The following is a 25,777-nucleotide window of genomic DNA, read 5'->3' as shown; positions in this document are numbered from 1 at the left end:
TCGGGCGGAGAGCTGGGTGTACCGGCCGGTCGAAGAGCTGGGTGTTCCGGTCCGGGCGGAAACGCAGAAGCGGGCGGGTACCCAGGGGGTACCCGCCCGCTTCTGCCGGTCAGACCGGTCGGATCACTCGGTGTTGACCTTGATCTTGCCGTCGATGATCTCCTGCTTCGCCTTGTTCACGGCGTCCTGGAGACCGGCGACCTTCGCGTACTCGGGGTTGGACTCGGAGAGCCCGACACCGTTGACCTTCAGGTCGAAGGTCTGGGTGCCCGACAGCGGCTTGTCGTCGTGGACCGACTTGGCCAGCGTGTAGACCGCGCCGCCGACGTCCTTGAGGGCGGAGGTGAGGATGTAGTTCTTGTACGGCGCCAGGGCGGCCTGCTTGTACTGGTCGGAGTCGACACCGATCGCCCAGACCTTCGCCTTGGCGGCGGCCTCGATCACGCCCTGACCGGACAGACCGGCGGCCGCGTAGAGCACGTCGGCCTTCTTCTCGATCTGGCCCTCGGCGGCGGCCTTGCCCTTGTCGGGGCTGGAGAAGCCGCCCTCCTCGGCCGTCTGCGTCAGGTACTGCGACAGGACCTTCACCTTGGAGTTGGTGTCCTGCACGCCCTGCTTGTAGCCGGCCTCGAACTTGTGGATCAGCGGGACGTCGACACCGCCGACGAAGCCGACGACGTTCGTCTTCGTGGCCTTGGCGGCGGCGACACCGGCGAGGTAGGACGCCTGCTCCTCGGCGAAGACCAGGGAGGCGACGTTCTTGCCCTCGACCACGGAGTCCACGATGCCGAAGGTGGTCTTCGGGTACTTGGCGGCCACGGCCTTCATCGCCGGGCCGTAGGCGAAGCCGACGCCGATGACCGGGTTGTAGCCCTGCTTGGCCAGCGACGCCAGGCGCTGCTCCTTGTCGGCGTCCGTCTCGCCCTCGGTGGGCTCGATGTCGGCCGTCTTGTAGCCGAACTCGTCCTTGGCCTTCGTCAGGCCCGCGAAGGCGGCGTCGTTGAAGGACTGGTCGCCCTTGCCGCCGACGTCGTACGCGATGGCGACGCCGCGGTCGTTGCTGTCGCTGTCGCCGCTGTCACTGCTGGTGCCGCCGCAGGCCGTGGCGACGAGCCCGAGCGACGCGACCCCCACCGCGACACGGGTCAGTTTGGAAATCCGACGCATCTGAAGTTCCCCATTCTCCAAAGCCCCGCAGTGGGTGCTCGGTTCGGCGCACATTAACGCGCGTAGACACTCCTGGGAACGGTTCGCCGGGGCCGTTATCCATTCGTGCCGATGGCCGGTTACGCCCTTGTGAACCACGAGATCGAACGGGGTCGAAAGGTGTACTCGGGGATACGGCGTGTGTCTACCTCGTGACGCGCACCACGCTGCCGTGAGGCTGCGCCGCTCGCAACCGGAGGCTCTGCCGGGGGTGAGGTTGGGAGGTTGTGGGAGTGGGTTCGGTGCTGGTTTGCGGGGTGGGGTGGGGGTTGGGGTGGTTTTTGGGGTGCGGCGGCGTTGTGGTTGGTCGCGCAGTTCCCCGCGCCCCTCAACGAGGCGCCGGCGCCGTCGTGGGCCCGTGCGGCGCCGTCGTGGCTAACCGCGCAGTTCCCCGCGCCCCTGAACGACGTGCCACGCCGTCGTGGCGCGGACGCGCCGCATGAGACGCGGCGTGCCCCAGATGGCGTCTGCCGCGCCGTCGTGGCTGGTCGCGCCGTTCCCCGCGCCCCCGAACGACGTGCCGCGCCCCGGCGGGGGTGGGCTAGCGGAGGCCGTTGACCAGGGCCGCTGCTGTGAAGAGTTCCACTCCTACCGTGATGGCCGACTCGTCGACGTCGAAGTCGCCCTGGTGGAGGTCGCGGATCTGGCGTTCGCCGGGGGTGCGGACGCCGAGGCGGGCCATGGCGCCGGGGACGTGTTCCAGGTACCAGGAGAAGTCCTCGCCGCCGAGGCTCTGCTCGGTGCCCTCGACCGACTCGACACCGCGCCGGGCGATCATGGCGTCGCGCAGCAGCTCGGTCACGCCGGGCTCGTTGACGACGGGCGGGACGCCGCGGACGTAGTTGATCTCCGACTTGGCGCGGTGCAGGTTGGCGATCTCGTCGATCGCGGCCACCACGACGTCGGGGGCCTGTCGCCACGCTTCGATGTCGAGGCACCGGACCGTGCCGGAGAGCTCCGCGTGCTGCGGGATGACGTTCGGCGCGTGGCCCGACTCGATGCGGCCCCAGGTGATGGCGAGCCCGCTGCGGCTGTCGAAGCGCCGGCCGACCAGCGCGGGCACGTCGGTGACGACCCGGGCGGCGGCGGTGACCAGGTCGGTCGTGAGATGCGGGCGTGCGGTGTGGCCGCCCGGGCCGTCGAGGCCGATCTCCAGCCGGTCGCACGCCGAGGTGATGGGCCCTTCCCTGAGCCCGATCCTGCCCGCGTCCACCCGGGGGTCGCAGTGCACGGCGATGATCGCGCCGACGCCTTCCAGCGCCCCGCCCTTGATGGCGTCGGCGGCGCCGCCGGGCAGCACCTCCTCGGCCGGCTGGAAGATCAGCCGGACGGGGCGGGGCAGCGCGCCCCGGCGGTGCAGGTCGGCGAGGACGAGACCGGCCCCGAGGACGACCGTGGTGTGCACGTCGTGGCCGCAGGCGTGGGCGCGGTCGGGCACGGTCGAGCGGTAGGGGCACTCCGCCTTGGTGTCCGGGATGGGCAGGCCGTCGATGTCGGCCCGCAGGGCGAGCATGCTGGGACCGCCGTCCCACTGCACCCCCTCCACGCCGATGTCACAGACGAGGCCGGTCCCCACGGGCAGGACGCGCGGCTTGAGCCCGGCCCGCTCCAGCCGCTCCTTGATCGCGGCGGTCGTGCGGAACTCCTGATTGCCGAGCTCCGGGTGCATGTGCAGGTCGCGCCGGAACGCGATGAGCTCGGCCCGCAGAGCGTCGGGCAGGGCACCGGGAAGTACGGCTCCTCCGGGAAGGTCGACCTCGGACTCCAGTGACATCAGTGGCTTCACCCTTTGAAGGGTAGGGCGCCAAGGCGGTCGGCTGACCCTGGATCAACAAAACTTCAACCCGATAGGGGAAGAAAATATGACCGCCGGGCGCATAGCTATCAAGTGAGATGGGTAAACTGGCCTGCTTTTTGGGCCTGACCGGGCCACCCACCCCCCGGAGTGTGACTTCGATCACACGCGCGTCACGCATCCGGTATCCATCCATCTTCTCCACGGATACCACGCCCTGCGCGGTGAACACGGGCTCGTTCATCTGCCGGACGCGCGCCCCGCTAGTGTGCGCCCCGTGAGCGCCCCCGAGTTCTTACGGTCCACACGGTCCTCGTACGACGCCATCGCCGAGGCCTACACCGCCGAGCACCCCGACAGCCTGGCCGGAAGACCGCTGGAGCGGGCCCTGCTCGCCGCCTTCGTGGATCTGGTCCGGGCCGTCGAGGGCGCTGCGCGGGCCCCGGTCGCGGACATCGGCAGCGGCCCCGGGTACGTGACGGCACGGCTGCACGAGGCCGGGCTGCCGGTCTTCGGGGTCGACGCCTCGCCCCGGATGGTGGCCCTGGCCCGCAAGGCCCACCCGGAGCTGCGGTTCCACGTCGGTTCGATGACGGCCCTGGACCTGCCGGACCGGACGCTCGCCGGCATCGTCGCGCTCTACTCGATCATCCATGTGCCGGACGAGGAGCTGCCCGGGGTCTTCGCCGGGTTCCGCCGTGTCCTGCTGCCGGGCGCGCCCGTGCTGCTCGGCTTCCAGTCCGGGCAGGAGGACGGGCACCGGCGGCTGACCGAGCGCTTCGGCCGGGAGATCTCGCTCGACTACTACTGGCGCACTCCGGACACCGTCGCCGGGCACCTCGCGCGGGCCGGTTTGCGTCCGCACGCCCGCGTCCTGCGCGAGCCCGAGTCCGGGGAGACGATGCCCCGCGCGTTCCTGCTGGCCCGCAGGCCGGTGGAGTCGCAGGAGGAGCCGGCCGCGGACTGACGGCCGGTGGACGGCGGGGACGCGCGGTGGATCGACCAGGGCCGCCGAACCGGGCCACCGGGCCACAGAGCGCCGGCCGCCGGGCTCGTCTCAGCCCGCCGCCACCGCCCCGGCAGCCCCCGGCGGGGCCGCGAAGCTCGCCGTGCCCGCCGACTCGGCGGGGTCGGTGGGATCGGCGGAGTCGGGCGGTTCCGGGTGCGGCGGTTCCGTCGGGTGGGTGGCGGCCGTCGGAGACAGCCGGTGGACGTCGCGGGCCGTGCCCGTGACCCCGGAGAGGAAGCCCTGGGCACGGGGGGAGGCGTTCTCGGCTAGCCAGGCCGGGTCGATGTCGCAGACGGCGACGCGCACCTCCGTGCCGGACAGCGCGAGCGGGAGGGTGTGGACGACCGTGGAGGGGAAGCTGAGGATCGTGCGGCCGATGGGGCCGCGGCGGGCGATCAGTTCCAGGGGAAGCTCGGGGCGGACGATCTCCAGGCCCGTCTCGACCGCCAGGCGGTGCAGCTTGTCGGTGCTCTCGCGGCGGTGGGCGAAGTAGCGCGTGGCCCCGTGGGCCGCGGCCAGGGCGCGGACGGCCTCCAGATAGCGGCCGTCGTCCACCACGCCCGTCTCCACCAGGGACGTGCCGACCATGTCCGCTCCCTTGGTCAGGCGCGGCGGGCCGAAGCGGGCCCGGGTCCAGGCGAACGCGTTGGCGCTCACCGTCACGCCCGTCGGGGCCTCCTCCATCGGCATGGAGGAGAAGATCTCGACGCGGCGGCCGTCGCCCGGGGTCAGGCGGCGGCGCGCCGAGGCCGACACCGGCGCGAAGAGGACGTCCCGCGGGCCGGGGCGGCCGCCCTTGCGGTGCCAGCGCACCAGGCGTTCGCCCCGGGCCAGCTGCCCGACGAACTCCATGGTGGCCGTGCCGTCGTCGACGACGACCAGGTCACGGGCGCGGGTGATCGTCAGCAGCAGCTGGACGTATCGGGAGAAGGGGTCCCCCAGCACGACCCGGCTCGCCCTGCGGAGCAGGCCGGTCAGGCCGCCGATGGTCTGGAAGGGCGCCAGCGGACCGCCGCGCGCTTCCTCCCAGCGGACCTCGTGCCCCTCGTCGCGGGCCAGGTCGGACATCCGTCGCAGCTGGCCGCGCGTCATCGGGTCGACGGGTGACAGCACCACGAGGGTGAGCCCCACGCCGGGGGCATGCGCGTGCGCCCACTCCAGCACGTTCAGCAGCTGTACCGGGCTCTCGACGAAGGCGAGAGTGTGGGGGCCGGCGTTCCCGGCGCGGGGGCTCATCGACGTACGACCGTCCCGTCGTAAGGGGGGTTGTGGGGGTGGTGCGTTCAGACGCCGACCGGCTCGCCCGCGGCCGTGGCGATCTCCGCCTCGGCGACCACACCGCTGACGCGGCGCAGCTTCTTCATCGGGCCGAGCTCGGACTCGTAGACCTTCTTGACGCCGTCACCGAGGGAGGCCTCGATGGTGCGGATGTCGCGGACGAGGCGGGTCAGGCCCTGCGGCTCCACGGAGGCGGCCTGGTCGGAGCCCCACATGGCGCGGTCGAGGGTGATGTGGCGCTCGACGAAGGTGGCGCCCAGGGCGACGGCGGCGAGGGTGGTCTGCAGGCCGGTCTCGTGGCCCGAGTAGCCGATCGGGACGTTCGGGAACTCCTTCTCCAGGGTGTTGATCACCCGCAGGTTGAGCTCCTCGGCCTTCGCCGGGTAGGTCGACGTGGCGTGGCACATCAGGATGTTGTCGGAGCCCAGGACCTCCACCGCGTGGCGGATCTGCTTCGGGGTCGACATGCCGGTGGACAGGATCACCGCGCGGCCGGTGGCGCGCAGGGCGCGCAGCAGCTCGTCGTCGGTGAGGGAGGCGGAGGCGACCTTGTGGGCGGGGACGTCGAACTTCTCCAGGAAGGCGACGGCCTCGGTGTCCCACGGGGAGGCGAACCAGTCGATGTTCTTCGACTTGCAGTAGTCGTCGATGGCGCGGTACTCGTCCTCGCCGAACTCCACGCGGTGGCGGTAGTCGATGTAGGTCATCCGGCCCCAGGGGGTGTCGCGCTCGATGTCCCACTGGTCGCGCGGGGTGCAGATCTCCGGGGTGCGCTTCTGGAACTTCACCGCGTCGCAGCCGGCCTCGGCGGCGGCGTCGATCAGCTTGAAGGCGTTCTCGAGCTCGCCGTTGTGGTTGATGCCGATCTCACCGCAGACATAGACCGGACGGCCCGGGCCGACCTCGCGCGAACCGAACCGGCGGATACGGGAGTTGGTGCTCATGGCAGAGATGTCCTTACTTGGTGAGGGAATCGAGAGAGGGGCCGAGGATCCAGCTGGCGATCTCTCGGATCGCGCCGTCGCCACCGGGGACGGTGGTGACCGCGCGTGCGGCGCCGCGCACGACGTCGTGGGCGCTCGCGACCGCCACGGGCCAGCCCACGAGGGCGAAGCACGGGAGGTCATTGACGTCGTTGCCGACGTAGAGCACGCGCTCCGGCGCGATGCCCTGCTCCTCGCACCACTGCTTCAGCGCGAGGTCCTTGCGGTCGATGCCGTGCAGGACCGGGAGCTTGAGCTTCCGGGCCCGGGCGGCGACCACAGGGTTCTGTTCCGTGGACAGGATGAGCATCTTCAGGCCGCTGTCGCGCAGGGCCGCGATGCCGAGTCCGTCCCCGCGGTGCACGGAGACGAACTCCCGTCCGTCGGAGTCGATCAGCACCCGGTCGTCGGTCTGGGTGCCGTCGAAGTCGAGGACGACCGCGTCGATGTCGTCGGCGGTCGGGAGCGAACCGGGGCGGTCCGCGTCGAAGAGCGGGGCCAGCGCCCGGGCCCGCGCGAGGTCGTGCGGGTCGTCGACCTCCAGCACCCGGGCGGGGTCGGTGCGGACCAGCTCGGTGCGGCCGAAGAAGCGGTGCTGGTGCTTGCGGAAGCCGGTCGCCTCCATGGCGTAGGCGGCGCCGGTCTCCAGCAGGTCCTGGGGGCGGTCCTGGCGGCGGGGCCGGAAGGACTTGTCGTGGTTGACGCCGTAGCCGCCGCCGGTCGCGGCGTCGGACTCCGCGACGGAGCCGGCCGTCACCTCATCGTCGGCGTCCCGCCAGATGAACCCGTGGAAGGGCGCGACGGTGACCGCGGTGTCGGCGCCGTTCCCGGCGATCGCCCCGGCGACTTTGTCGATGTCCTCGCGGACGAGGAACGGGCTGGTGCACTGCACGAGCAGGACCACGTCCACCGGGGCCCCGTGCAGGGCCTCGTGGGCGTCCATGGCGTGCAGGACGGCGGCCTCGGAGGTGGCGGTGTCACCGGCGATGGCGGCGGGGCGCAGCACGACCTCGGCACCGGCCTCGCGGGCGGCGGCGGCGATGGCCTGGTCGTCGGTGGAGACCACGACGTCGGTCACCAGCCGGGCCGCCCGGCACTCGCGCACCGCCCGGGCCACCAGCGGGACGCCGCCGACGGGCAGGAGGTTCTTCGCGGGGACGCCCTTGGAGCCGCCGCGTGCGGGGATCACCGCGAGCACGCGGCGCACGGAGGCGCCTTGGCCGGCTTCCGGTCGGGACATGGGGTCTACTCCTTGGGCAGGGGTCTCGGGGCGGCTCACAGCTCGCCCATCCGCCGGATGACGGGCGCCACGCGCTGCACGCCGTGCCGGTAGGCGCCGCGCGCCGCCCGGCGCACGATCTGCCGGACCGGTCCGGGCTCCTTGTCGGCGGCGGGCGCGCCGGGCAGCGGGGTGCCGTCCGGGCCGAGGTGGTGGCGGGCGAGGATCCCGGGCAGATAGCCGGGCGCGGTGACGGGGGTGTAGTACGGGGCCAGCGGGGGCAGGCCGCCGGGCCGGGCGAGGAGTTTCGCTATGCGTTCGCGGGCCGCGTCGAAGGCCGAGTCGTAGCCGCCGTCCGCCGCGACGCCCTGCCGGGCGACCCACTCCTGGTCGGGCGTGGGCCGGTGTCCGGCGTCGAGCTGGTCCCAGGAGGCGAGGCAGCCGGAGCCCACGAAGTGGTGGTTGCCGAGCGACTCGCGGATGCCGAGGTCGCTCAGCACGACGGTCGGGACGCGGCGGTGCAGCGACTCCAGGGCGGCCGTGGAGCTGACCGTCACCAGCAGGTCGGTGCGGTCGAGGACCTCACCCATGTTCCCGTACACCAGGCGGAAGTTGGCGGGCGGATCGAGGCGCTGCACCAACTTCTGGTACGGCAACTCCTCGATGTGGGTGGTGTGTTCGCCCGGCTTGGAGCGCAGCTTCAGCAGCACCTCGCGCTCGGGGTGACCGCGGGCGTGCCGCACCAGCCGGTCCAGCAGGTACATACGGTCCCTGCGGCTGTCGGGGACCGAGGGCTGGGCGGCGAAGACGACCGTGTAGGGGTCGTGTTCCCCTTCGTACGGAGCACCGCCGAGGAAGGGCAGGGCGACCTCCGTCACCGAGGAGGCGTCGGCGCCCACACCCTCGTAGACGGCCCGGAAACGGTCGGCGTCCTGGCGGGAGTTGGCGAGGACGAGGTCCGCGCCGTGCCGCAGCAGCAGGCCGTCGGCGAGCTTCTCGTAGACGACACCGACGTAGCCGGTGACGACGACGGGCCGCTCGGCGCGGTTCTCCCAGACGCGGGCCAGGCCGTGCAGCATCGCCTGCACACCGCCGCCGACGAGGGAGAGGACCAGGACGTCGTAGGTCCCCTCGGCCATGGCGCGCAGGAACTCGACGGCGGTCACCTCCCGCAACGAGTCGGCGCGTACGCCCACTTCCTCCAGCTGGCGCGGGGTGGGCGTGGCCCGGCCGCGCAGCAGGAAGCCGTCGACGAGGGGGCCGGCTTGCGCGTCTTCGCGCGGTGCGGCTTCCATGGACGGTCGCGGGGCGATGCGGTCCGCGGTCAGCGCACCCCATTTCCATCGGGTGTCACTGTCCGCGAGGACCGCGATGCGCGGGCGCTTCGGTGTACTTACTGGCACGTCGAAAACGCTAGGAAGCGAATGCTAGGTATGGCGGAACCAGGACTCAACGAAAAGTTAACAACAGCCCACTGAGAGCCGAACTGGCCTGCCGGGAAGCGGGAAGTACACGCGGTGCACCGTTCTGACACACGGAGTTCACCCCGTGTACCCGCATCGGAAAGTTCCGCTGCCGGGCGGCCTCCTAACGTTTTGCGGGTGCCTAAGCTTTCCGTGATCGTGCCGTTCTACAACGTGCAGCAATATGCCCCGGACACCCTCAGAAGCCTGCGGTTGAACGCCGACCGCGATTTCGAGTTCATCCTGGTCGACGACCATTCCAAGGACGAAACTCCGGCCATTCTCGAACGAGCGGCCGAGGAGCTTTCGGATGTCGCCCAGGTGCGGTACATCCGCCACGAGCACAACGGCGGGCTCGCCACCGCGCGCAACACCGGCCTGGACGCGGCGCAGGGCGAGTACCTGACGTTCCTGGACGGTGACGACTGGCTGGCCCCCGGCTATCTCACCGAACTGGTGTCCGCGATGGAGGACTTGGGGTGCGACTTCGTGCGCACCGACCATGTGCAGGCCACCGCGCGCGCCCGTTCCGTGCACCGGGTCCCGGTCGGTCGCCGCTGGGAGGCGTTCGACCCGCGGGAGGCGATTCTCCCCGCCCACCGCTCCACGTCCGTCGACTACGCCTACGCCTGGGCCGGCGCCTACCACCGCCGTCTTGTGGACAAGGGCGTGCTCCACTTCACCGACGGGCTGCGCACGGCCGAGGACCGGCCGTGGATCTGGAAGTTGCACCGCGAGGCGGAGTCGTTCGCCGTGGTGAGCCTGCTGGGCGTGTTCTACCGGCGTGGCGTGGCCTCGTCCCTGACGCAGATCGGCGACGTCCGCCAACTCGACTTCATCCGGGCCTTCGACCAGGTGATCGAGGAGACGGCCGCGGACCGGGACGCCGACCGGCTGCTGCCCAAGGCGGTGCGCACCTACTGCGCGATCATCGCCCACCACCTCTCCAACGAGGACCGGTTCGAACCGGCCGTGGCCAGGCAGCTGCGGTCGATGAGCGCGGCGGCCATCAAGCGCATGCCGCAGGACGCACTCTCCGAGGCACTGGAGGCCATGGACATGGACCGCTCGTCCAAGCTGCGGCGGCTGCGGCGCCGGGTGACCACGACGGGAGCGGCCGCCTGATGCCCGGGACCACTCAGATCTTCTGCGCCTCGACGCTGTACGGCGTCGCCACCCTGGCCGCCGCGATCGACTCGGACCTCTTCGAGGAGCCGGACCGCCGGGTGCTGCTGGTGTTCAACAACACCACGACCCCGGAGATCACTCCGGCCCTCGACGAGATGCCGGGCTTCGCTCCGCTGCGCGAGCACTTCGACGAGGTGCTGTCCTGGAACGAGGCCATCCGTCCCTTCCACCCCGGGGCCTGGACACCGCGCTCCGACGACATCCCCCTCTTCGAGCGCTACCTGCGGCTGCTGTGGGGCCTCGGCGACGACCGGGTGAGCCTGGTGCTGGAGTCCATCCAGGTGGCGCCCGCCCTCACGGTGGCCCAGCTGTTCACCGACGCACCCATCGACGTCTACGCCGACGGGCTGATGAGCTACGGCCCCACGCGCAACAAGCTCGACCCGCTGGTCGGCACGCGCGTACGGCGGCTGCTGCACCTCGACCTGGTGCCGGGGCTCACGCCGATGCTGCTGACCGAGTTCGGCGTCCCTGCGCACCTGGTGCCCTCGCCCGCGTTCCTGAAGGTGCTCGGCGAGGTCACCGAGGCGGTGCCCGAACTGCCGCACGTGCCGGGCGACTCGGCGCTGCTGCTCGGCCAGTACCTGTCCGCGCTGGACATCCTCTCCCCCGAGGAGGAGGAGGACCTGCACGTGCGGATGATGCGGGGCGCCGTCGCCCGCGGCCACCGCACGGTCGTCTTCAAGCCCCATCCGAGCGCACCGGCCCGCTACAGCCGCGCCCTGGAGACGGAGGCCGAGCAGCTCGGCGTGGACCTCACGGTCCTGGACACGCCGGTGCTCGCGGAGGTGCTGTTCGACCGGGCCCGGCCCGCCCTCGTCGTCGGGTGCTTCTCCACCGCCCTGTTCACGGCCTCCGCGTTCTACGACCTGCCGGCCGCCCGCATCGGCACCGAGCTGCTCCTGGAGCGGCTGACGCCCTATCAGAACAGCAACCGCGTCCCCGCCACGCTGGCGGACGCGCTGCTGCCCGGCCTGGAGAGCGACACGGCCGGTGACGTCCTGCCGGCCGAGCGGCTGTCCGGCCTCCTCACGGCCCTCGGGTTCACCATGCAGCCGCAGATCTACCCGGAGCTGCGCCCGCAGGCCGAGCAGTTCCTCGCCCGGCACCTCGGCCCGCGCACCCGGCGCTACTTCAAGAAGCGCCGCCTCACCGCGCTCGGGCTGCCCGGTGGCATCCCGCAGCGGCTGGCGTTCCTGCCGCGCAACTCCACCGCACGCCGCGTGGTGCGGCGGGCCCGGGCGCTGCGCAAGGCGGTGCGCCGCTGAGCCACTCGGCCCGGCGGCCCGCCCCGGCGACATCCAGGTGAACCCATGGGGACCGGCAGGAGAAGCCTGTCGCCATCGAACGTGATTGCGTCAACTTCCGTCCTAGGGTGACAGGCGCCCGCCCACCGGCGCCCGCCCACAGGCGGCTCGGGCAAAGGACATACGAGCCACACAGAGGTATCCAGCGTGACCGAGACGGTCGTCAGCACCCACAAGCCCCGGCCCGGCGTCGCCGTGCCGGTCGAAGAGCCGGGCGCCACGACCGTCCCACGGCGCCGAAGGGATTCCGGCGGGCGGCTGCGCGCCCTCGACGGACTGCGGCTGGTCGCGGCGCTGATGGTGGCGCTGTACCACTACGGCGGACGCGGCGGCGAGGTCGCCCAGGCCTGGGGCACCTCGCCCAAGGACCAGTTCCCGACCCTGCACTCGCTGTTCGCCTACGGCTGCCTCGGCGTCCAGGTCTTCTTCGTGATCAGCGGGTTCGTGATCTGCATGAGCGGCTGGGGCCGTCCCCTGAAGTCGTTCTTCGCCTCCCGCGCCTCCCGGCTGCTGCCCGCCTACTGGGTGGCGGTGCTCCTGGTCACGGCGGTGTTCGCGCTGCCGATGGTGGCCTACAAGGCCGTCTCGCCCAGCGACGCCCTGGTCAACCTGACCATGTTGCAGATGCCGCTCGGCGTGGACCGGGTGCTCGGCGTGTGCTGGACCCTGTGGGCGGAGGTCCGCTTCTACGCCCTGTTCGCCCTGTGCGTCGTGCTGCCCGGGGCGAACCGCCGCCGGGTCATCATGTTCTGCGCGTGCTGGACGCTGGCCGCGGTGATCGCCGAGAACGCGAACATGCCGCTGCTCGACATCGTCCTGATGCCCGAGTACGCGCCCTTCTTCATAGGCGGCGTCGGCCTCTACCTCGTGCACCGCGACCGGCGGGACGTCTACGGGTGGGGCATCGTGGCCGTCTGCTGGCTGATGGGCCAGCACTACGCCGTTCAGGCGCTGTGGCACGCCCCCGACCCGCAGGCCTTCTCCTACCGCTCCGCCTTCGGGATCATCGCCGTCGTCACGTTCGGCTTCGTGGCGGTCGCCGCGATCGCGCTGGGTCTGCTCAACCGGGTGAACTGGCGGTGGCTGACGGTGGCGGGCGCCCTGACGTACCCCTTCTACCTGGTGCACGAGCATCTGGGCTGGGTGGTGATCCACGCCCTGCACCGCGGTCTGGGACTGGCCTCCGGGGTGACGTTCGCGCTGACGGTGGCGTCAATGCTGCTGCTGGCGTGGTCGCTGCACAAATATGTGGAGAGGCCGCTGACGCCCCGACTGCGGTCGGCGCTGGCGAAGGCCCCCTGATCCGTTCACGGGACGTTCAGCCGGCCGTCGTCTCGGGCACCGCTCAGAGAGAAGGCTCGCCGCATGAACAACGCACAAGCGACCGACAAGCACCCCGGCGAACTCGCCGACGTCCCGGGCTGGTTCCCCGCGCTGGACCAGATGCTGTTCACCTGGTTCCTGGACCGGCAGACGGCGGCCGGGACCAAGGGTGACCTGCTGGAACTCGGCGTCTACATGGGCAAGAGCGCGATCCTCCTCGGCCGGCACCTCCAGGACGGCGAGCGGTTCACCGTCTGCGACCTGTTCGAGGGCGAGGCCCCGGACGGGGCCAACCAGGCCGAGGCGGCCATGTCGTACGCCTCGCTGACCCAGCAGGCGTTCGAGCGGAACTACCTCTCCTTCCACGACACCCTGCCGACGGTGATCACCGGTCCCAGCTCCCTGGTGTCCGAGAAGGTGGCCCCCGGGACCTGCCGCTTCGTCCACATCGACGCCTCCCACCTGTACGAGCACGTGTACGGCGACATCGGCGCGGCCCGCGACCTGCTGCTGCCCGGGGGTGTCGTGGTCCTGGACGACTTCCGTTCCGAGCACACCCCGGGTGTCTCGGCCGCCGCGTGGGAGGCGGTCCTCAACCGCGGTCTGAACCCGATCTGTCTCAGCACGCAGAAGCTGTACGCCACCTGGGGCGACCCCGAGCCGCTCCAGGAGGAACTGCTCCGGACGCTGCGGGAGCGCTCGGACGTCGGACTGAGCGTGCAGGAGGCGGCCGGGCACCGGCTGATCCGGACCCGGTCGCGGGGCATGAAGCCCCCGCCCTTCCCGCGCTCCCGGCACTACGTGGAACCCCCGGTCGTACCGGCCCCCGCACCGGCCCCCGCCGCCGAGGCCGGTGCCTCGCGCCCGGCCCGTCCCGCCCCGCTCCGCCGGCTCGCCAAGGACCTGCTGCCGCCCGTGGTCACCCGGGCCGTACGGCGGGCCCGCCGGAAACGGCCCTGACCCGCCCCGGGCGCGTCAGGAGACCCCGTAGCGCGCCCCGATCCCGGCGATCACGAGGGCGAGTCCCTCCTCGAAGTGCCGGTCGTAGTCCTCGAAGATCTCCGCGCCCGCCCGGGCCGACAAGGGAAAGTCGGCCATCAGGCGGGCGCGTTCGTCCATGTCGTAGCCCTCGCGGCGCTCGTCCGGCAGTGGCCGGACGCCCTGCTCCTCGGTGACGAAGCCCAGCGTGTACAGGTACGCCGTGGTGAGCGCGCGGACCGCCTCGGCGAGGGTGAACCCGGCGCCCGTGAGCAGGCGCAGGTTGTCCTCCATCGGTCCGGCGTGCTCGATGCCGGTGAAGCGTGAGCCGCTGAAGACCTTCGCGCCGTCCCGGTAGCCGAGCAGGGCCGCGCGCAGGCCCCGGTTGGCCTTCAGCAGCCGGTCCTGCCAGGTGTCGGCCGGGTCGAGAGCGGTCCCGGCGACCATCCGGCGGAACATCTCCGTCGCCATCTCGTCGAGCAGCGCCTGCTTGTCCTTGAAGTGCCAGTAGAGGGCGGGCGCCTTCACGTCCAGCTCGCGGGCGATGGCACGCAGGGTCAGGCCGTCCAGGCCGGTCTCGTTCAGCAGCCGCAGCGCGGTGTCCGCCACCCGGCGGCGGTCCAGGGGCTCACGTCGTTCCGTGCTCACGCTTGACAACTTAACACCGTTAAGGCGACGCTCGTGCGGCGGAGCTACTTAACAGCGTTAAGGAAGGTGGCCCATGAACAGGGACACGGACGTACTGGTGGTGGGCGCGGGCCCGACGGGTCTGGCGCTCGGCATCGACCTGGCACGGCGGGGCGTGGCCGCGCTGGTCGTCGAGAAGGCGCGGGCGTTGTTCCCCGGCTCGCGCGGCAAGGGGATCCAGCCGCGCACGATGGAGGTCTTCGACGATCTGGGCGTGCTCGACGCGATCCGGGCGGCGGGCGGCACCTACCCGGTCGGGATGATCTGGCAGGACGGCAGGCGCACGGGCGAGCACCGGATGTTCGACCCGGCCGAACCGAGCGAGGACGCGCCCTGGAACGAGCCGTGGATGGTGCCGCAGTGGCGCACCCAGCAGATCCTGCGGGAGCGGCTGGAGGAGCTGGACGGGGAGGTGGCCTTCGGCCGGGAAGTCGTCGGGCTGACGCAGGACGAGGACGGGGTGCGCGCGAGGTTGTCCTCGGGCGAGGTGGTCACCGCCCGGTACGCCGTCGCGGCGGACGGCGGGCGTTCGACCGTGCGCGGGCTGCTCGGCATCGGCATGACGGGCGAGACGGTCGACCCGTACCCGACCGTGGTGGCCGACGTCCGGATCAGCGGCCTGGACCGCGACCACTGGCACCTCTTCCCGCCCGGCCGGGCCGGCGACGACTTCCTCGCGATCTGCCCGCTGCCGGGCGTCGAGGATTTCCAGCTGGTGGCACGGTTCCCGGAGGGGACGACACCGGACCTGTCCCTCCAGGGCATACGGAAGGTCGTCGCCGCCCGCTCGCACCTGGCGCCGGAGTCCGTGACACAGCTGTGCTGGGCGTCGGACTTCCGCCCCCGGGCGGCCCTCGCGGACCGTTTCCGCTCCGGGCGGGTCTTCCTCGCGGGCGACGCGGCACACGTGCACTCCCCCGCGGGCGGCCAGGGCCTCAACACCAGCGTCCAGGACGCCTACAACCTGGGCTGGAAGCTGGGCGCGGTGCTGCGCGACGGCGCGGACGCGGCCCTGCTGGACTCCTACGAGGAGGAGCGCCGGCCCGTCGCCGCCGACGTGCTCGGGCTGTCCACCCGGGTGCACCGCGGCGAGACCCGGCGCGGCGAGGCCACCCGCCAGCTCGGCCTCGGCTACCGGGAGTCGTCGCTCACCCGCGAGACCCGGCCCGGCCCCGGCCCGCTGCGGGCGGGGGACCGCGCTCCGGACGCGACGGTGGCCGGAGTCCGGCTCTTCGACGCCTTCCGCGGCCCGCACTGGACGCTGCTGGTGCTGGGGGACGCGCAGGCGCCGGAGCCCGGCGGGCGGACACGGGTCGTCCGGGGCCCCGCACCCGGCGCGTACGGGCCCGGCCTGTATCTCGTCCGCCCGGACGGCTACATCGGCTGGGCGGGCGCCACGGCGGCCGGGCTGCCGGAGTACCTGACCCGCTTCGGCCGCCGCTGACGCGGGTGTGCGGGGTGCCGGTGGGCGGATGTGCGGGGCGCGGGGGCGCTACGAACTCGCCAGGGACAGCTTCACCGCGAAGCCCAGGAACAGCGCACCCGCCGCCGAGGTCGCCCCCGCGGACAGGCGCCTGCGGCGGCGGAACGCGGCGGCCAGCCGGGTGCCGCCGAAGATCAGCGCGCTCAGGTAGAGCACGCTGGCGGCCTGGGCGAGGGCGCCGAGGACGACGAACGACAGCGCGGGATGGGCGTACCGCGGGTCCACGAACTGCACGAAGAAGGCGACGAAGAACAGGATCGCCTTGGGGTTGAACAGGCTGACGACGAAAGCCCGGCGGAAGGGCCGCTCCTCGGCGGGTGCGGGAGCCTCACCCCCGGCGGACCGCTCGGCACGCGTCCGCCACATGCCCCACGCGGCCCGCAGCATGCCGACGGCCAGCCAGGTCAGATATCCGGCCCCCGCGTACTTCACCACGGCGAACAGCACGGCGTTCGCCTGGAGCAGCGAGGCGACCCCGGCCGCGGACAACGTCATCAGCACCGCGTCCCCGCACCACACTCCGGCCGCGGCCGTGTACCCGGCGCGCACGCCGCGGCGGGCGGCCACGGACAGCACGTACAGCGAGTTGGGGCCGGGCAGCAGGATGATCAGGACGAGGCCCGCCAGATAGGTGGGCAGATCGACGACACCGAACATGCGAAGGAGTGTCGCACGCGGGCAGGGCGGCCGGACAGACACTCCCCCGGGCCCTCCCCGGACGTTCCCCGGGCCCTCCCCGGACGTTCCCCGACGGTCAGAAGGCGTCCGACGGGACGTGTGTCCCCCACACCTCGCGCAGCGCCCCGCACACCTCGCCGACGGTGGCCCGGGCCCTCAGGGCCTCCTTCATCGGGTAGAGGACGTTGTCCTCGCCCTCGGCCGCCTTCTTCAGCGCGGCCAGCGCGGTGCCGACGGCCGCCCGGTCGCGCCCCGCGCGCAGTGCGGTGAGGCGCTCGGCCTGCCGGGCCTCGATGGCGGGGTCGACGCGCAGCGGTTCGTAGGGTTCCTCCTCGTCCAGGCGGAAGCGGTTGACGCCGACGACGACGCGTTCGCCGGAATCGGTCTCCTGGGCGATGCGGTAGGCGTTGCGTTCGATCTCGTTCTTCTGGAAGCCGCGTTCGATGGCCTCGACCGCGCCGCCGAGCTCTTCGACCCGGTCCATCAGCTCCACGGCCGCGGCCTCGACGTCGTCGGTCATCCTCTCCACGGCGTAGGAGCCGGCGAACGGGTCGACGGTGGCGGTGACGTCGGTTTCATGGGCCAGGACCTGCTGGGTGCGCAGCGCCAGGCGCGCGGACTTGTCGGTGGGCAGGGCGATGGCCTCGTCGAAGGAGTTGGTGTGCAGCGACTGCGTGCCGCCCAGCACCGCCGCCAGTCCCTGCACGGCGACCCGGACCAGGTTCACCTCCGGCTGCTGGGCCGTCAGCTGCACACCGGCCGTCTGCGTGTGGAAGCGCAGCATCAGCGACTTGGGGTTCTCCGCGCCGAACTCCTCACGCATCACCCGGGCCCAGATCCGGCGCGCGGCACGGAACTTGGCGACCTCCTCCAGGATCGTGGTGCGAGCCACGAAGAAGAACGACAGCCGGGGCGCGAAGTCGTCGACGTCCATACCGGCCGCCACCGCCGTCCGCACGTACTCGATGCCGTCCGCGAGGGTGAAGGCGATCTCCTGCGCGGGCGAGGCCCCCGCCTCCGCCATGTGGTAGCCGGAGATCGAGATGGTGTTCCACCTCGGCATCTCCGCCCGGCAGTACTTGAAGATGTCCGCGATCAGCCGCAACGACGGCTTGGGCGGGAAGATGTAGGTCCCCCGGGCGATGTACTCCTTCAGCACGTCGTTCTGGATCGTGCCGGTCAGCCGGTCCGCGCCGACGCCCTGCTCCTCCGCCACCAGCTGGTACATGAGCAGCAGCAGGGCCGCCGGGGCGTTGATCGTCATCGACGTCGACACCTGGTCCAGCGGGATCCCGCCGAACAGCACCCGCATGTCCTCCACCGAGTCGACCGCCACGCCGACCTTGCCGACCTCACCGTGCGCGATCTCCGCGTCGGAGTCGTGCCCCATCTGGGTGGGCAGGTCGAAGGCGACCGACAGACCCGTCGTGCCGTGAGCGATCAGCTGCCGGTAGCGGGCGTTGGACTCCGCCGCCGTACCGAACCCCGCGTACTGGCGCATCGTCCAGGGCCGTCCGGTGTACATCGACGGGTACACACCCCGCGTGTACGGATACGCCCCGGGCTCCCCCAGCTTCTCGTCCGGATCCCAGCCCTGGAGGGCCTGCGGCCCGTAGACGGGTTCGATGGGCAGTCCGGACTCCGACTCACGCGCCATGGTGGGTGCCTCCCGCGCAGCTGTGACCTCGCTCACCACCATGCCCTCTGGTTCGCGACCGGTCACGTCCGGGGAAGCATCTCAGGTGACATCCGGGCACGCCGGTGAGACGAGCGGGGGACCGTGTGCGTAGTACGGGCATGGGGAGAGCGTTCGCGGCGGGAGTCGCCGTGCTGGCCGCGCTGACCGGTTGCACGGTGCAGGCTCCGGACGGCGAGGGCAAGGGCCGTTCGCCGGTCCACATCGACCTGCCCGGAACCCCGTCCCCGGCCCGCACACCGGACGCCGGTGACGGGGTGCCGGGCACCGCGCCGCCGTCCGGGGACGCCAAACCCGGCGCCGCCCCCGCCCCGCCCCGCGTGCTGTGGTCCCGGGGCGACACCGGCCGGGACGTCCGGGAGCTCCAGGCCCGGCTGCGGCAGGTCGCCTGGTTGTTCGAGGGGCCGACCGGGACGTACGACGAGCCGACGGAGCGGGCGGTCAGCGGCTTCCAGGGCAAGCGCGGGCTGCCGCGCACCGGCAAGGCCGACGCCGTCACCTGGCAGCGGCTGCTGCGCATGACGCGCGAGCCGGGCCGCTGGGACCTGTATCTGATGGGCGGCCAGCCGGCCGACCCGCCGGACGCGCGCTGCCGGACCGGCCGGGTGCTGTGCATCGACAAGACCAGCCGGACGCTGCGCTGGATGATCGACGGGCGGACGGTGTCGACCATGGCGGTCCGCTTCGGCTCGCAGTACACACCGACCCGGGAGGGCGTCTTCTCCGTCTACTGGAAGTCCCGCGACCACGTCTCGACGCTGTACGACTCGCCCATGCCCTACGCGATGTTCTTCAGCGGCGGCCAGGCGGTGCACTTCTCGGCGGACTTCGCGGCCCGGGGCTACGCGGGCGCCTCGCACGGCTGCGTCAACGTACGGGACGAGGCGGCGATCGCGGAGTTGTTCGCGCAGGTCCGCGACGGCGACAAGGTCGTCGTGTCCTGGTGACGGCGGAGAAGGAAGTAAGGGGCGCGGGCGGGACCGGGGGAACGTGTCCCGCCCGCGCTCGGTGCACGAGCCGTAGGTACGGGGGGAACCCCGGCTCCGTGCGACGGCCGATGACCAGTCGGCTCACTCATTACTGCGCCGGGACGCCCGAAAGTGTCACACCTGCCTCGGCGAGTTTTCCTCGGACCACGAAACCGCAGGTCACAGCGTCGGGCAGGCGGCCTGCCTAGCGGCCGTGGCCCGCGCCGTCCCCGCCGTCGCCCTGCTTACCGGCCTGCCCGCCGGCCTTCTTCCCGGGGTTCTGCTCCCCCTGGGAGCCGGCCTGCCCGCCGCCCTTGTCCTGGTCACGGGTCCGGTCACGGTTCTGGTCACGGCCGTGGTGGCCACCCCGGCCGACGCCCGCACCGTTGCCGTTGCCGTTGCCGCCGTTGCCGTTGCCGCCGTTGCCGTTGCCGCCGTTGCCCTTGCCGTCGTTGCCGCTGCCGTTGCCGCCGTTGCCCTTGCTGTTGCCGTGGCCCTGGTCGGTGCGCTCGTCGTTCTCGCGCTGCCCCGAGCGGGGATCGGCCGGGGACAGGACGCCCTGGCAGTAGGTCCACACCCGCGAGCCGCCCGCCGCCTCCCGCAGGGCGCGTCCGCGATCGGCGTCCAGCCGCTTGCCGTCACGCAGGTCACGGCAGGCGGAGGCGATCGTGCCGTGGTCCTCGCCGGAACGGCCCGCCCCGTCGCCGGAGCCCTGCTTCCGGCTCCCGTCGCGGCCCCGGCCGTCCGCACCGCCCGTCGAGGTGCCGTCCGGGGCCCGCTCGGGGGTGGTTCCGCCCTGCACGTCGTCGCTGGGCGAGGGCGACACCAGCGGCCGCTCGCGCGGGGTGGCGTCACCCGGGACGGAGGCACCGGGCTCGGGCTCGTCACCGTCGAACGGCGTCCTCAGGACTCCGGTTCCGGCGGCGACGGCGACCCCGCCGACCATGCCGACGGTCAGCACGGCGGCCAGGGCGAGACGGACCGGGCGGGCCTTGCGAGGCCGCCGGGCGGTGACGGAGCCGCCGTCGCCGGAGCCCTTGAACCGGCCCAGGCCGCCGACGGTGACCTCGGGCGCGTCCTGTCCGACGGCGGCCGCACGGGCCGCGGCCGCGTCGGCGCGTTCCGCGCGGGCCTTGCGGAACGCGGCCATCGCGGCGGCTTCGCCGGGGAGTTCATCGCTGGTCAGCGGAGGTGTGGCGGACAGCGCGCCGAGGGTCCTCGCCAGGTGTTCGGCTCGGTCCCGGTCGGCGCCTTCGACAGCTTCGAGTGGCTCTCCGCTCAGCAAACGCTCCGCCGTTTCGCGGTCCAGCCACCTGTACTGCTCGTCGGCCATCACACATCCTTCTGCGTCCGCGTAACGCTACGCGTCACACCTGCGGACGTCACCGCGCCGCCGCGCGGTTCTCGCTGAGGCGGCAGGGCGTCGAGCACCCCGGCCGATTCCGGATCGGCCTGCGGGTCGTCGCCGAGCAGTTCGGCGAGCCGCTTCAGGCCCCGGTGCGCCGCCGTGCGGACCGCGCCCGGGCGCTTGCCGAGCGTCTCCGCGGCGGTCTTCGCGTCGAGTCCCACCACCACGCGCAGGACGACCGCTTCGGCCTGGTCCTGGGGCAGCCGGGAGATGAGGGAGAACGCGCCGTCGGTGGCGAGCGCCTCGATGGCCTCGCCGGCGGTGTCGGACTCGGCCGCCCGGCCGGTCAGTTCGGTCTCGTCACCGCCGATCGCGGGCCGGCGCCCGCGCATGCGTATGTGGTCCAGCGCGCGGTTGCGGGCGATCCGGGCGGCCCAGCCACGGAACCGGTCCGCGTCGCCGGTGAACCGCTCCAGGTCGCGGGCTATCTGGAGCCACGCCTCGGACGCCACGTCCTCGGCATCGGGGTCACCGACCAGCGTCCGTACATACCCGAGCAGCCGCGGATGCACGGTGCGGTACACAGTCCGGAACGCGTTCTCATCGCCGTCCTGTGCCGCGCGCACCGCGGCGGTCAGCTCCGCGTCGTCCCCCAGCACCGCGCGCCCTTCTGCGCCTGAACCGGCGCCGCTCTCGCGGACCGGGTTCTCGCCGTCGTGGTTGCTCAATTGGTGGTTGCGGTTACAAGGCCGCAGGTGGTTGCGGTGGTCTTGCCGCCTTCGCCGTTGGCGCGAATGGCACGTTACGACCTGAAACCACTCCCCGTCCATGTCCGCCCGGGATGCAACCAAGCCGTGACGCGGCGGGGTGTGACAGAAAACGCACGCCGGGCGCTGTAGGGAGTACGGGCCGCCGCGCGGCCCGTGCCGCGCGACGGCCGGGGCCTCTCCTGTGGGGGGTGGCGGCCCCGGCCGTTGCCATGGCGGGCACCGGCGGATCAGGGCAGCGCTCGGCCCCGACGGCCCGCCCTCACGGAAATCCCTTACCGATGGCGTCCGTTGGACGGGGCGCGCTTGCCGTCGCCGCGGCTCTCGCCCGCGCCGTTGCCCGACCCGCCGTTCCCGGCGTTGCCCGGCTGGTCGCCCCCGCCGTTGTTCGCGGTGGCGGGGTCCTCGCCGCCGGCGGGATCGCCGTTCCCGGAGCCACCGCTCGCCTTCTTCGACTCGGTCAGGTGTTCGGCGCAGTACGCCGTGACGTTCCTCTCACCGCCCGCGGCGGCCACGAGACGCTGCCAGGCTGTCGCCTCCAGGGCCTTGCCGCGTCCCCGGGCCTGCTCGTAGGCACGGCAGTGCGCCTCGGTGTCCCGGGCCGGGGCAGGCCGGTCCGGGCGGGCCGGGGCCGAACCGGTGCCGCTGCCTGGGCTGTGGCTGCCGCGGGACGGCTGCCCGGCCGGGTCGTGCGGGGCACCGCTGGAAGCGGGCCTGCGCTCGGGGGCGTCCGCACGGTCCTTCTCCGGTGCCCCCGCCACGCCGATCGCCGCCACTGCGACACCGCCCAGCGTGAGACTGGCGAACAGCACGGAGAGCGTCGTACGCAGGGACCGGCCCGGGTACCGCCGCTCCCGGGCACGCCAGTCGTCCCGGCGGTGGCCGCGGGCGCGCAGGACACCGGCGTCCCGGGCGGCCCGGAAGGCGGCCACGGCCCGCTGTTCGGCCTCGGCGTCCACCCCGTCCCCGACGAGGGAGGCGACGAGCAGCGCCTCGATGTCGGAGTCCAGGAGGGCGTGACGGGAACCACGGCCGGAAAGCCCGCCGTCGCTGCGCCGTTCACCCATGTCCGTATCCGTCCCTGCTCGATCCGCTCGATCCGTCGGCCCCGGCGGCGCCGGACGGCCCACCGGGTCCCACCAGTACGTCCCGCCGCTCCGCCCTGTTCAGCGCGCCGCGTCCGCACGACCCCCCGGGGCCGTGAGCGAAACCTCCGGTTCCGCTCATGTCGACTCACCCAGCGTCCGGGGAGCCTCATCCGTCACACTCTCCGCGCCCAGCTGCCCGGCGAGGCGTTTCAGACCCCGGTGGGCCGCCGTGCGCACCGCGCCCGGCCGCTTGCCCAGGACCCGTGCGGCGGACGGGCCGTCGAGGCCGACCACGACCCGCAGCAGCACGGCCTCGGCCTGGTCGCGCGGCAGCCCTCTCACCAGTTCCAGGGCCCGCTCGGTGGAAAGGGACTCCAGCGCCTGGTCGTGGGTGCTGTGCGGCCCGGGCAGTTCCAGGACGTCCTGCTCCAGCGCGGACGACCGGGGCCGTACCCGCTGGCGGCGCAGGTGGTCCAGCGCCCGGTGCCGGGCGATGGTCGCCGTCCAGCCGCGGAAGCCGGCCCCGTCGCCCCGGAACCGGCCGAGGTCCCGGGCGATCTCCAGCCAGGCGTCGGACGCCACGTCCTCGGCGTCGTCCCCGACCAGGCCGCGCAGATAGCCGAGCAGTCCGGGCTGCACGAACCGGTAGGCGACCGCGAAGGCCGCCTCGTCACCCTGCTGGGCCCGCGCGACGGCCGCGCCCAGTTCCCCGTCGTACGCCTGCCCGCGCCGTGGTTGTGCTCCCTGACCCAAGTACCGTCCTCGTCCGTGCCGAGTGCGCGCCCTCCCACGGTGATCAGCGCCGGTCCGCGCGGAAGTGTCACAGGGCGTCAGGCGCCGGGCCCCCGCGACCGTTCGGGTCAACCCGGCCCGCCGTCCTCGGGAGCCCGGCCCCGCGGAGGTTTCGGCCAAGTGCCGCACCGGGGACCTCTGCTCGCGATGCCACCGCCCACGAAAGGCGAGCGCCGTATGACACCCCGCCTCCTGCGCACCGCCGTCGCCACCGCCCTGGCCCTCGGTGCCCTCGGCCTCAACCAACCCGCCCGGGCCTCTTCCTCGGACGGTGTGCACACCGTCCGGGTGCCGGACGGCGACCCGCACGTACGGTCCCTCGCCCCGCGCACCACCGCACCGTTCAGTCTGGTCGGGGTCACCTGGGACGACCCGGACGCCGCCCTGGAGGGCACCGCCGAGGTGCGGACCCGCTCGCGGCAGAGCGGCCTCTGGAGCGCCTGGCGCCCGCTGGAGAGCGACGTCCACGCACCCGAGGCGGGCCCCGACCGGGACCGGACCGGCGTGCGCGGGAGCACCCAGCCGCTGTGGACCGGGCCCTCGGACGGCGTCCAGGTGCGTGTCTCGGGCTCGCGCCTGCCGGCGGGGCTGCGGGTCGACCTGGTCGATCCCGAGGCCGGGTCGGGCGCCGTGCACACCGCGGTCGTCGAGCCGGGCGAGGCCGGGCCGCTCGCGGCCGAGCCTCCCGTCGTGACGTCGCGTTCCTCCTGGGGCGCCGACGAGTCCCTGGTGAAGGACCCGCCCACCTACACCGGCGACACCAAGGCGGTGTTCGTCCACCACACGGCGGGCACCAACGACTACACGTGCTCCGAGTCGGCGTCGATCGTGCGCGGCGTGTTCCTCTACCACGTGCAGAGCAACGGCTGGAACGACATCGGCTACCACTTCCTCGTCGACAAGTGCGGCACCGTCTTCGAGGGCCGTGCGGGCGGCATCGACAAGCCCGTGCTCGGCGCGCACACCTACGGCTTCAACACCGACACCAGCAGCGTCTCGGTGCTCGGCGACTACTCGACGGCGGCCACGAACGCCGCCGTGCGCGAGTCGGTCGCGAAGGTCGCGGCGTGGAAGCTCGGCCTCTACGGCGTCGACCCGGCCGGGACGGTCGTGCTGACCTCGGGCGCCGACAACGGCAAGTACAAGCTGGGCCAGAAGGTGACGTTCCACCGCATCTCCGGTCACCGCGACGGCTATCCGACCGCGTGCCCCGGGCAGAACCTCTACGACGACCTGCCCCAGATCCGCACCCTGGCCCAGAACGCCGCCAAGCCCGCCGAGCCCACCCAGGAGCCGGCCGAGCCCCTGCCGGACGACGAGGACGTCCTCACGCGCTGACGCTGTCGCCGGGCGACGCGCACCGCGTCCCTCTGCCGCTGTCGCCGTCGGCGTTATCGCCGGGGCGCGGCGCGCACCGCGTCCCGGCACAGCAGCCGCAGCGATCCATGGCCCGCGTAGCAGCGGCGCGCCTCGTCGATGGGGTCCCACAGACGCCCGTCGGGGGTGCGGAGCCAGTGGTCACCACCGGTCGCCCACCACTCCGCGCCGGTCTGACGCACCACCACCTCACCGGCGTAGGCGCCGAATCCGCGCAGCACCTCCCGCACGGCGGCGTCGGGCACCCCTTCCCGCCGTATCCCCTCGATCATCCGGTCGATGCTCCACAGGCTCTGCGCCGAGTAGTCGAGGCGCAGCCGCGCCCCCTCACGCATCGTCGCCACCGTGTCCGCCGCCCACCGCAGCGGCTTCGCAGCCGCCGATGGCCTGGTCTCCGCTTGAGTCGTCACATCACGGAAAGCGCTGTGGCGAAGCGTTTCGTCACCCGAAATCGGCGGCTCCCCCGAAGCGGCGCAGGACCGCCCCAGCTCGTTCGAGGGACAGTCACAGGACCCTTCCAGGAAGCGGGTTTAGGCCGGTCGGGACGGTCGGCGGGCGTCGTCCCCTCACCCCTGTCGCCGACTGCGGCGGGAGACCACCGCGCGCAGCACGCGCCGCCCCTCGACCGACACCTCCAGCGCCCGGCGCAGACCGGCCGGGCCGTGTCCGGCCAGGACCTCCAGGACGGTGATCTGGCGGCGCAGTTCGGCGGCGACCAGGGGCGACATCCCCTCCGTCCGGCCCTCACGGCGGGAGTCGACGGACGAGGCCTCGTCCGCGGCGGTGTCCAGGAGCCGGTGGATCTGGAGGGAGGCGACGGAGCAGGCGTCGGCCCACACCCGCACCGAGGAGGCGGACCGCTCGGCGGGGGCGGCCTCGAGCATCCGCCGGGCGAGCACGGCCGCCTCGTCCCCCGTCACGGCCGCGTCCAGCTTGCCGCGGACCTGCTCCAGCCGCTCGCCCCACTCACCGGCGTCCGCGCTGTCGCCGAGGCTCGCCCACACCGGGCGCAGGATCTCGTCGTCGCCGCCCAGCAGGGGCACGCACCGATCCAGACAAGCCAGCCCGCTCGCGGCCAGCCCACGCTCGTCGGCCTGTGCGATCAACTCCACCAGGCTCATCCACGCCTCCCTCCACAGGCCGT

The 25,777-nt window shown here is 72.6% G+C and carries 23 protein-coding genes; 8 read left to right on the top strand and 15 right to left on the bottom strand.

Annotated features, from left to right (window positions below; all coding sequences use genetic code 11):
* Window positions 1–123 precede the first annotated feature (123 nt).
* On the bottom strand, window positions 124–1,167 hold the full coding sequence (locus tag AC0665_RS02285) for a BMP family lipoprotein (protein WP_468635696.1): 1,044 nt from the start codon (window positions 1,165–1,167) through the stop codon (window positions 124–126).
* A 580-nt stretch (window positions 1,168–1,747) separates the two neighbouring features.
* Complete coding sequence (locus AC0665_RS02280; protein ID WP_478605389.1) at window positions 1,748–2,980, bottom strand: M20 family metallopeptidase; 1,233 nt, start codon at window positions 2,978–2,980, stop codon at window positions 1,748–1,750.
* A 289-nt stretch (window positions 2,981–3,269) separates the two neighbouring features.
* On the opposite strand from AC0665_RS02280, the gene AC0665_RS02275 reads away from it, so the two are divergent.
* Window positions 3,270–3,968, top strand: coding sequence for a class I SAM-dependent DNA methyltransferase (locus AC0665_RS02275; protein ID WP_478704274.1), 699 nt, complete (start codon window positions 3,270–3,272; stop codon window positions 3,966–3,968).
* Window positions 3,969–4,058: 90 nt separating this feature from the next.
* Here the strand turns inward: AC0665_RS02275 and AC0665_RS02270 are convergent, their stop codons facing one another.
* Genes AC0665_RS02270 through AC0665_RS02255 form a run of 4 tightly spaced genes read right to left on the bottom strand, consistent with a single transcriptional unit; the run spans window position 4,059 to window position 8,893 of the window.
* A complete protein-coding gene (locus tag AC0665_RS02270; RefSeq protein ID WP_478704273.1) occupies window positions 4,059–5,246 on the bottom strand; it encodes a hypothetical protein in 1,188 nt (395 codons plus the stop codon).
* Window positions 5,247–5,293: 47 nt separating this feature from the next.
* Window positions 5,294–6,232 (bottom strand): N-acetylneuraminate synthase family protein, encoded by a 939-nt coding sequence (locus AC0665_RS02265; RefSeq protein WP_363118466.1) that lies wholly within the window; start codon window positions 6,230–6,232, stop codon window positions 5,294–5,296.
* Window positions 6,233–6,245: 13 nt separating this feature from the next.
* Window positions 6,246–7,511 carry a cytidylyltransferase domain-containing protein gene (locus AC0665_RS02260; protein ID WP_468406951.1) on the bottom strand — a complete coding sequence of 422 codons (1,266 nt, stop codon included), beginning with the start codon at window positions 7,509–7,511 and terminating at the stop codon, window positions 6,246–6,248.
* 35 nt (window positions 7,512–7,546) lie between these two features.
* Window positions 7,547–8,893 carry a DUF6716 putative glycosyltransferase gene (locus tag AC0665_RS02255; RefSeq protein WP_478704272.1) on the bottom strand — a complete coding sequence of 449 codons (1,347 nt, stop codon included), beginning with the start codon at window positions 8,891–8,893 and terminating at the stop codon, window positions 7,547–7,549.
* Window positions 8,894–9,091: 198 nt separating this feature from the next.
* Between AC0665_RS02255 and AC0665_RS02250 the strand changes: the two genes are divergently transcribed.
* The 4 genes from AC0665_RS02250 (at window position 9,092) to AC0665_RS02235 (ending at window position 13,731) form a co-directional block, all read left to right on the top strand.
* Window positions 9,092–10,078, top strand: coding sequence for a glycosyltransferase family 2 protein (locus AC0665_RS02250; protein ID WP_363118469.1), 987 nt, complete (start codon window positions 9,092–9,094; stop codon window positions 10,076–10,078).
* Window positions 10,078–11,409: an alpha-2,8-polysialyltransferase family protein gene (locus tag AC0665_RS02245; protein ID WP_478604992.1), complete on the top strand. Its 1,332-nt coding sequence runs from the start codon at window positions 10,078–10,080 to the stop codon at window positions 11,407–11,409. The genes AC0665_RS02250 and AC0665_RS02245 overlap by 1 nt, the downstream gene beginning before the upstream one ends.
* 186 nt (window positions 11,410–11,595) lie before the next feature.
* Window positions 11,596–12,750, top strand: coding sequence for an acyltransferase family protein (locus AC0665_RS02240; protein WP_478704271.1), 1,155 nt, complete (start codon window positions 11,596–11,598; stop codon window positions 12,748–12,750).
* A 63-nt stretch (window positions 12,751–12,813) separates the two neighbouring features.
* Window positions 12,814–13,731: a class I SAM-dependent methyltransferase gene (locus tag AC0665_RS02235; protein ID WP_478704270.1), complete on the top strand. Its 918-nt coding sequence runs from the start codon at window positions 12,814–12,816 to the stop codon at window positions 13,729–13,731.
* A gap of 15 nt (window positions 13,732–13,746) precedes the next feature.
* Here AC0665_RS02235 and AC0665_RS02230 read toward each other — a convergent pair whose 3' ends face one another.
* On the bottom strand, window positions 13,747–14,397 hold the full coding sequence (locus tag AC0665_RS02230; RefSeq protein WP_478704269.1) for a TetR/AcrR family transcriptional regulator C-terminal domain-containing protein: 651 nt from the start codon (window positions 14,395–14,397) through the stop codon (window positions 13,747–13,749).
* 73 nt (window positions 14,398–14,470) lie between these two features.
* Between AC0665_RS02230 and AC0665_RS02225 the strand changes: the two genes are divergently transcribed.
* A complete protein-coding gene (locus AC0665_RS02225; protein WP_478704268.1) occupies window positions 14,471–15,880 on the top strand; it encodes an FAD-dependent oxidoreductase in 1,410 nt (469 codons plus the stop codon).
* Window positions 15,881–15,928: 48 nt separating this feature from the next.
* Here the strand turns inward: AC0665_RS02225 and leuE are convergent, their stop codons facing one another.
* Together leuE and AC0665_RS02215 are read right to left on the bottom strand one after the other, a co-directional pair.
* A complete protein-coding gene (gene leuE / locus AC0665_RS02220; protein ID WP_468406937.1) occupies window positions 15,929–16,576 on the bottom strand; it encodes a leucine efflux protein LeuE in 648 nt (215 codons plus the stop codon).
* Window positions 16,577–16,673: 97 nt separating this feature from the next.
* Window positions 16,674–18,254 (bottom strand): acyl-CoA mutase large subunit family protein, encoded by a 1,581-nt coding sequence (locus AC0665_RS02215; protein ID WP_478704267.1) that lies wholly within the window; start codon window positions 18,252–18,254, stop codon window positions 16,674–16,676.
* Between the two features lie 140 nt (window positions 18,255–18,394).
* Here AC0665_RS02215 and AC0665_RS02210 point away from each other — a divergent pair, with 140 nt between their 5' ends.
* A complete protein-coding gene (locus tag AC0665_RS02210; protein WP_478605008.1) occupies window positions 18,395–19,240 on the top strand; it encodes a L,D-transpeptidase family protein in 846 nt (281 codons plus the stop codon).
* 226 nt (window positions 19,241–19,466) lie between these two features.
* Here the strand turns inward: AC0665_RS02210 and AC0665_RS02205 are convergent, their stop codons facing one another.
* The 4 genes from AC0665_RS02205 to AC0665_RS02190 all read right to left on the bottom strand — a co-directional run bounded on the left by AC0665_RS02205 (window position 19,467) and on the right by AC0665_RS02190 (window position 23,217).
* Window positions 19,467–20,594 (bottom strand): hypothetical protein, encoded by a 1,128-nt coding sequence (locus AC0665_RS02205; protein ID WP_478704266.1) that lies wholly within the window; start codon window positions 20,592–20,594, stop codon window positions 19,467–19,469.
* Window positions 20,594–21,268, bottom strand: coding sequence for an RNA polymerase sigma factor (locus AC0665_RS02200; protein WP_468407637.1), 675 nt, complete (start codon window positions 21,266–21,268; stop codon window positions 20,594–20,596). The genes AC0665_RS02205 and AC0665_RS02200 overlap by 1 nt, the downstream gene beginning before the upstream one ends.
* Window positions 21,269–21,651: 383 nt before the next feature.
* Window positions 21,652–22,443, bottom strand: a complete 792-nt coding sequence (locus AC0665_RS02195) for a hypothetical protein (RefSeq protein ID WP_468406929.1) — start codon at window positions 22,441–22,443, stop codon at window positions 21,652–21,654.
* Between the two features lie 156 nt (window positions 22,444–22,599).
* A complete protein-coding gene (locus AC0665_RS02190; RefSeq protein WP_468406927.1) occupies window positions 22,600–23,217 on the bottom strand; it encodes an RNA polymerase sigma factor in 618 nt (205 codons plus the stop codon).
* A 216-nt stretch (window positions 23,218–23,433) separates the two neighbouring features.
* Here AC0665_RS02190 and AC0665_RS02185 point away from each other — a divergent pair, with 216 nt between their 5' ends.
* Window positions 23,434–24,594: a peptidoglycan recognition protein family protein gene (locus AC0665_RS02185; protein ID WP_478704265.1), complete on the top strand. Its 1,161-nt coding sequence runs from the start codon at window positions 23,434–23,436 to the stop codon at window positions 24,592–24,594.
* Window positions 24,595–24,647: 53 nt separating this feature from the next.
* On the opposite strand, the gene AC0665_RS02180 is transcribed toward AC0665_RS02185, so the two are convergent.
* Together AC0665_RS02180 and AC0665_RS02175 are read right to left on the bottom strand one after the other, a co-directional pair.
* Window positions 24,648–25,043: a hypothetical protein gene (locus AC0665_RS02180; RefSeq protein ID WP_468406923.1), complete on the bottom strand. Its 396-nt coding sequence runs from the start codon at window positions 25,041–25,043 to the stop codon at window positions 24,648–24,650.
* A 156-nt stretch (window positions 25,044–25,199) separates the two neighbouring features.
* Window positions 25,200–25,754, bottom strand: a complete 555-nt coding sequence (locus tag AC0665_RS02175) for a hypothetical protein (RefSeq protein ID WP_478704264.1) — start codon at window positions 25,752–25,754, stop codon at window positions 25,200–25,202.
* Window positions 25,755–25,777 lie beyond the last annotated feature (23 nt).

The organism is Streptomyces sp. NPDC043685, assembly GCF_056436585.1.
The sequence above is the reverse complement of the archived record's forward strand: the minus strand, read 5'-3'. Positions and strand labels throughout refer to the sequence as shown.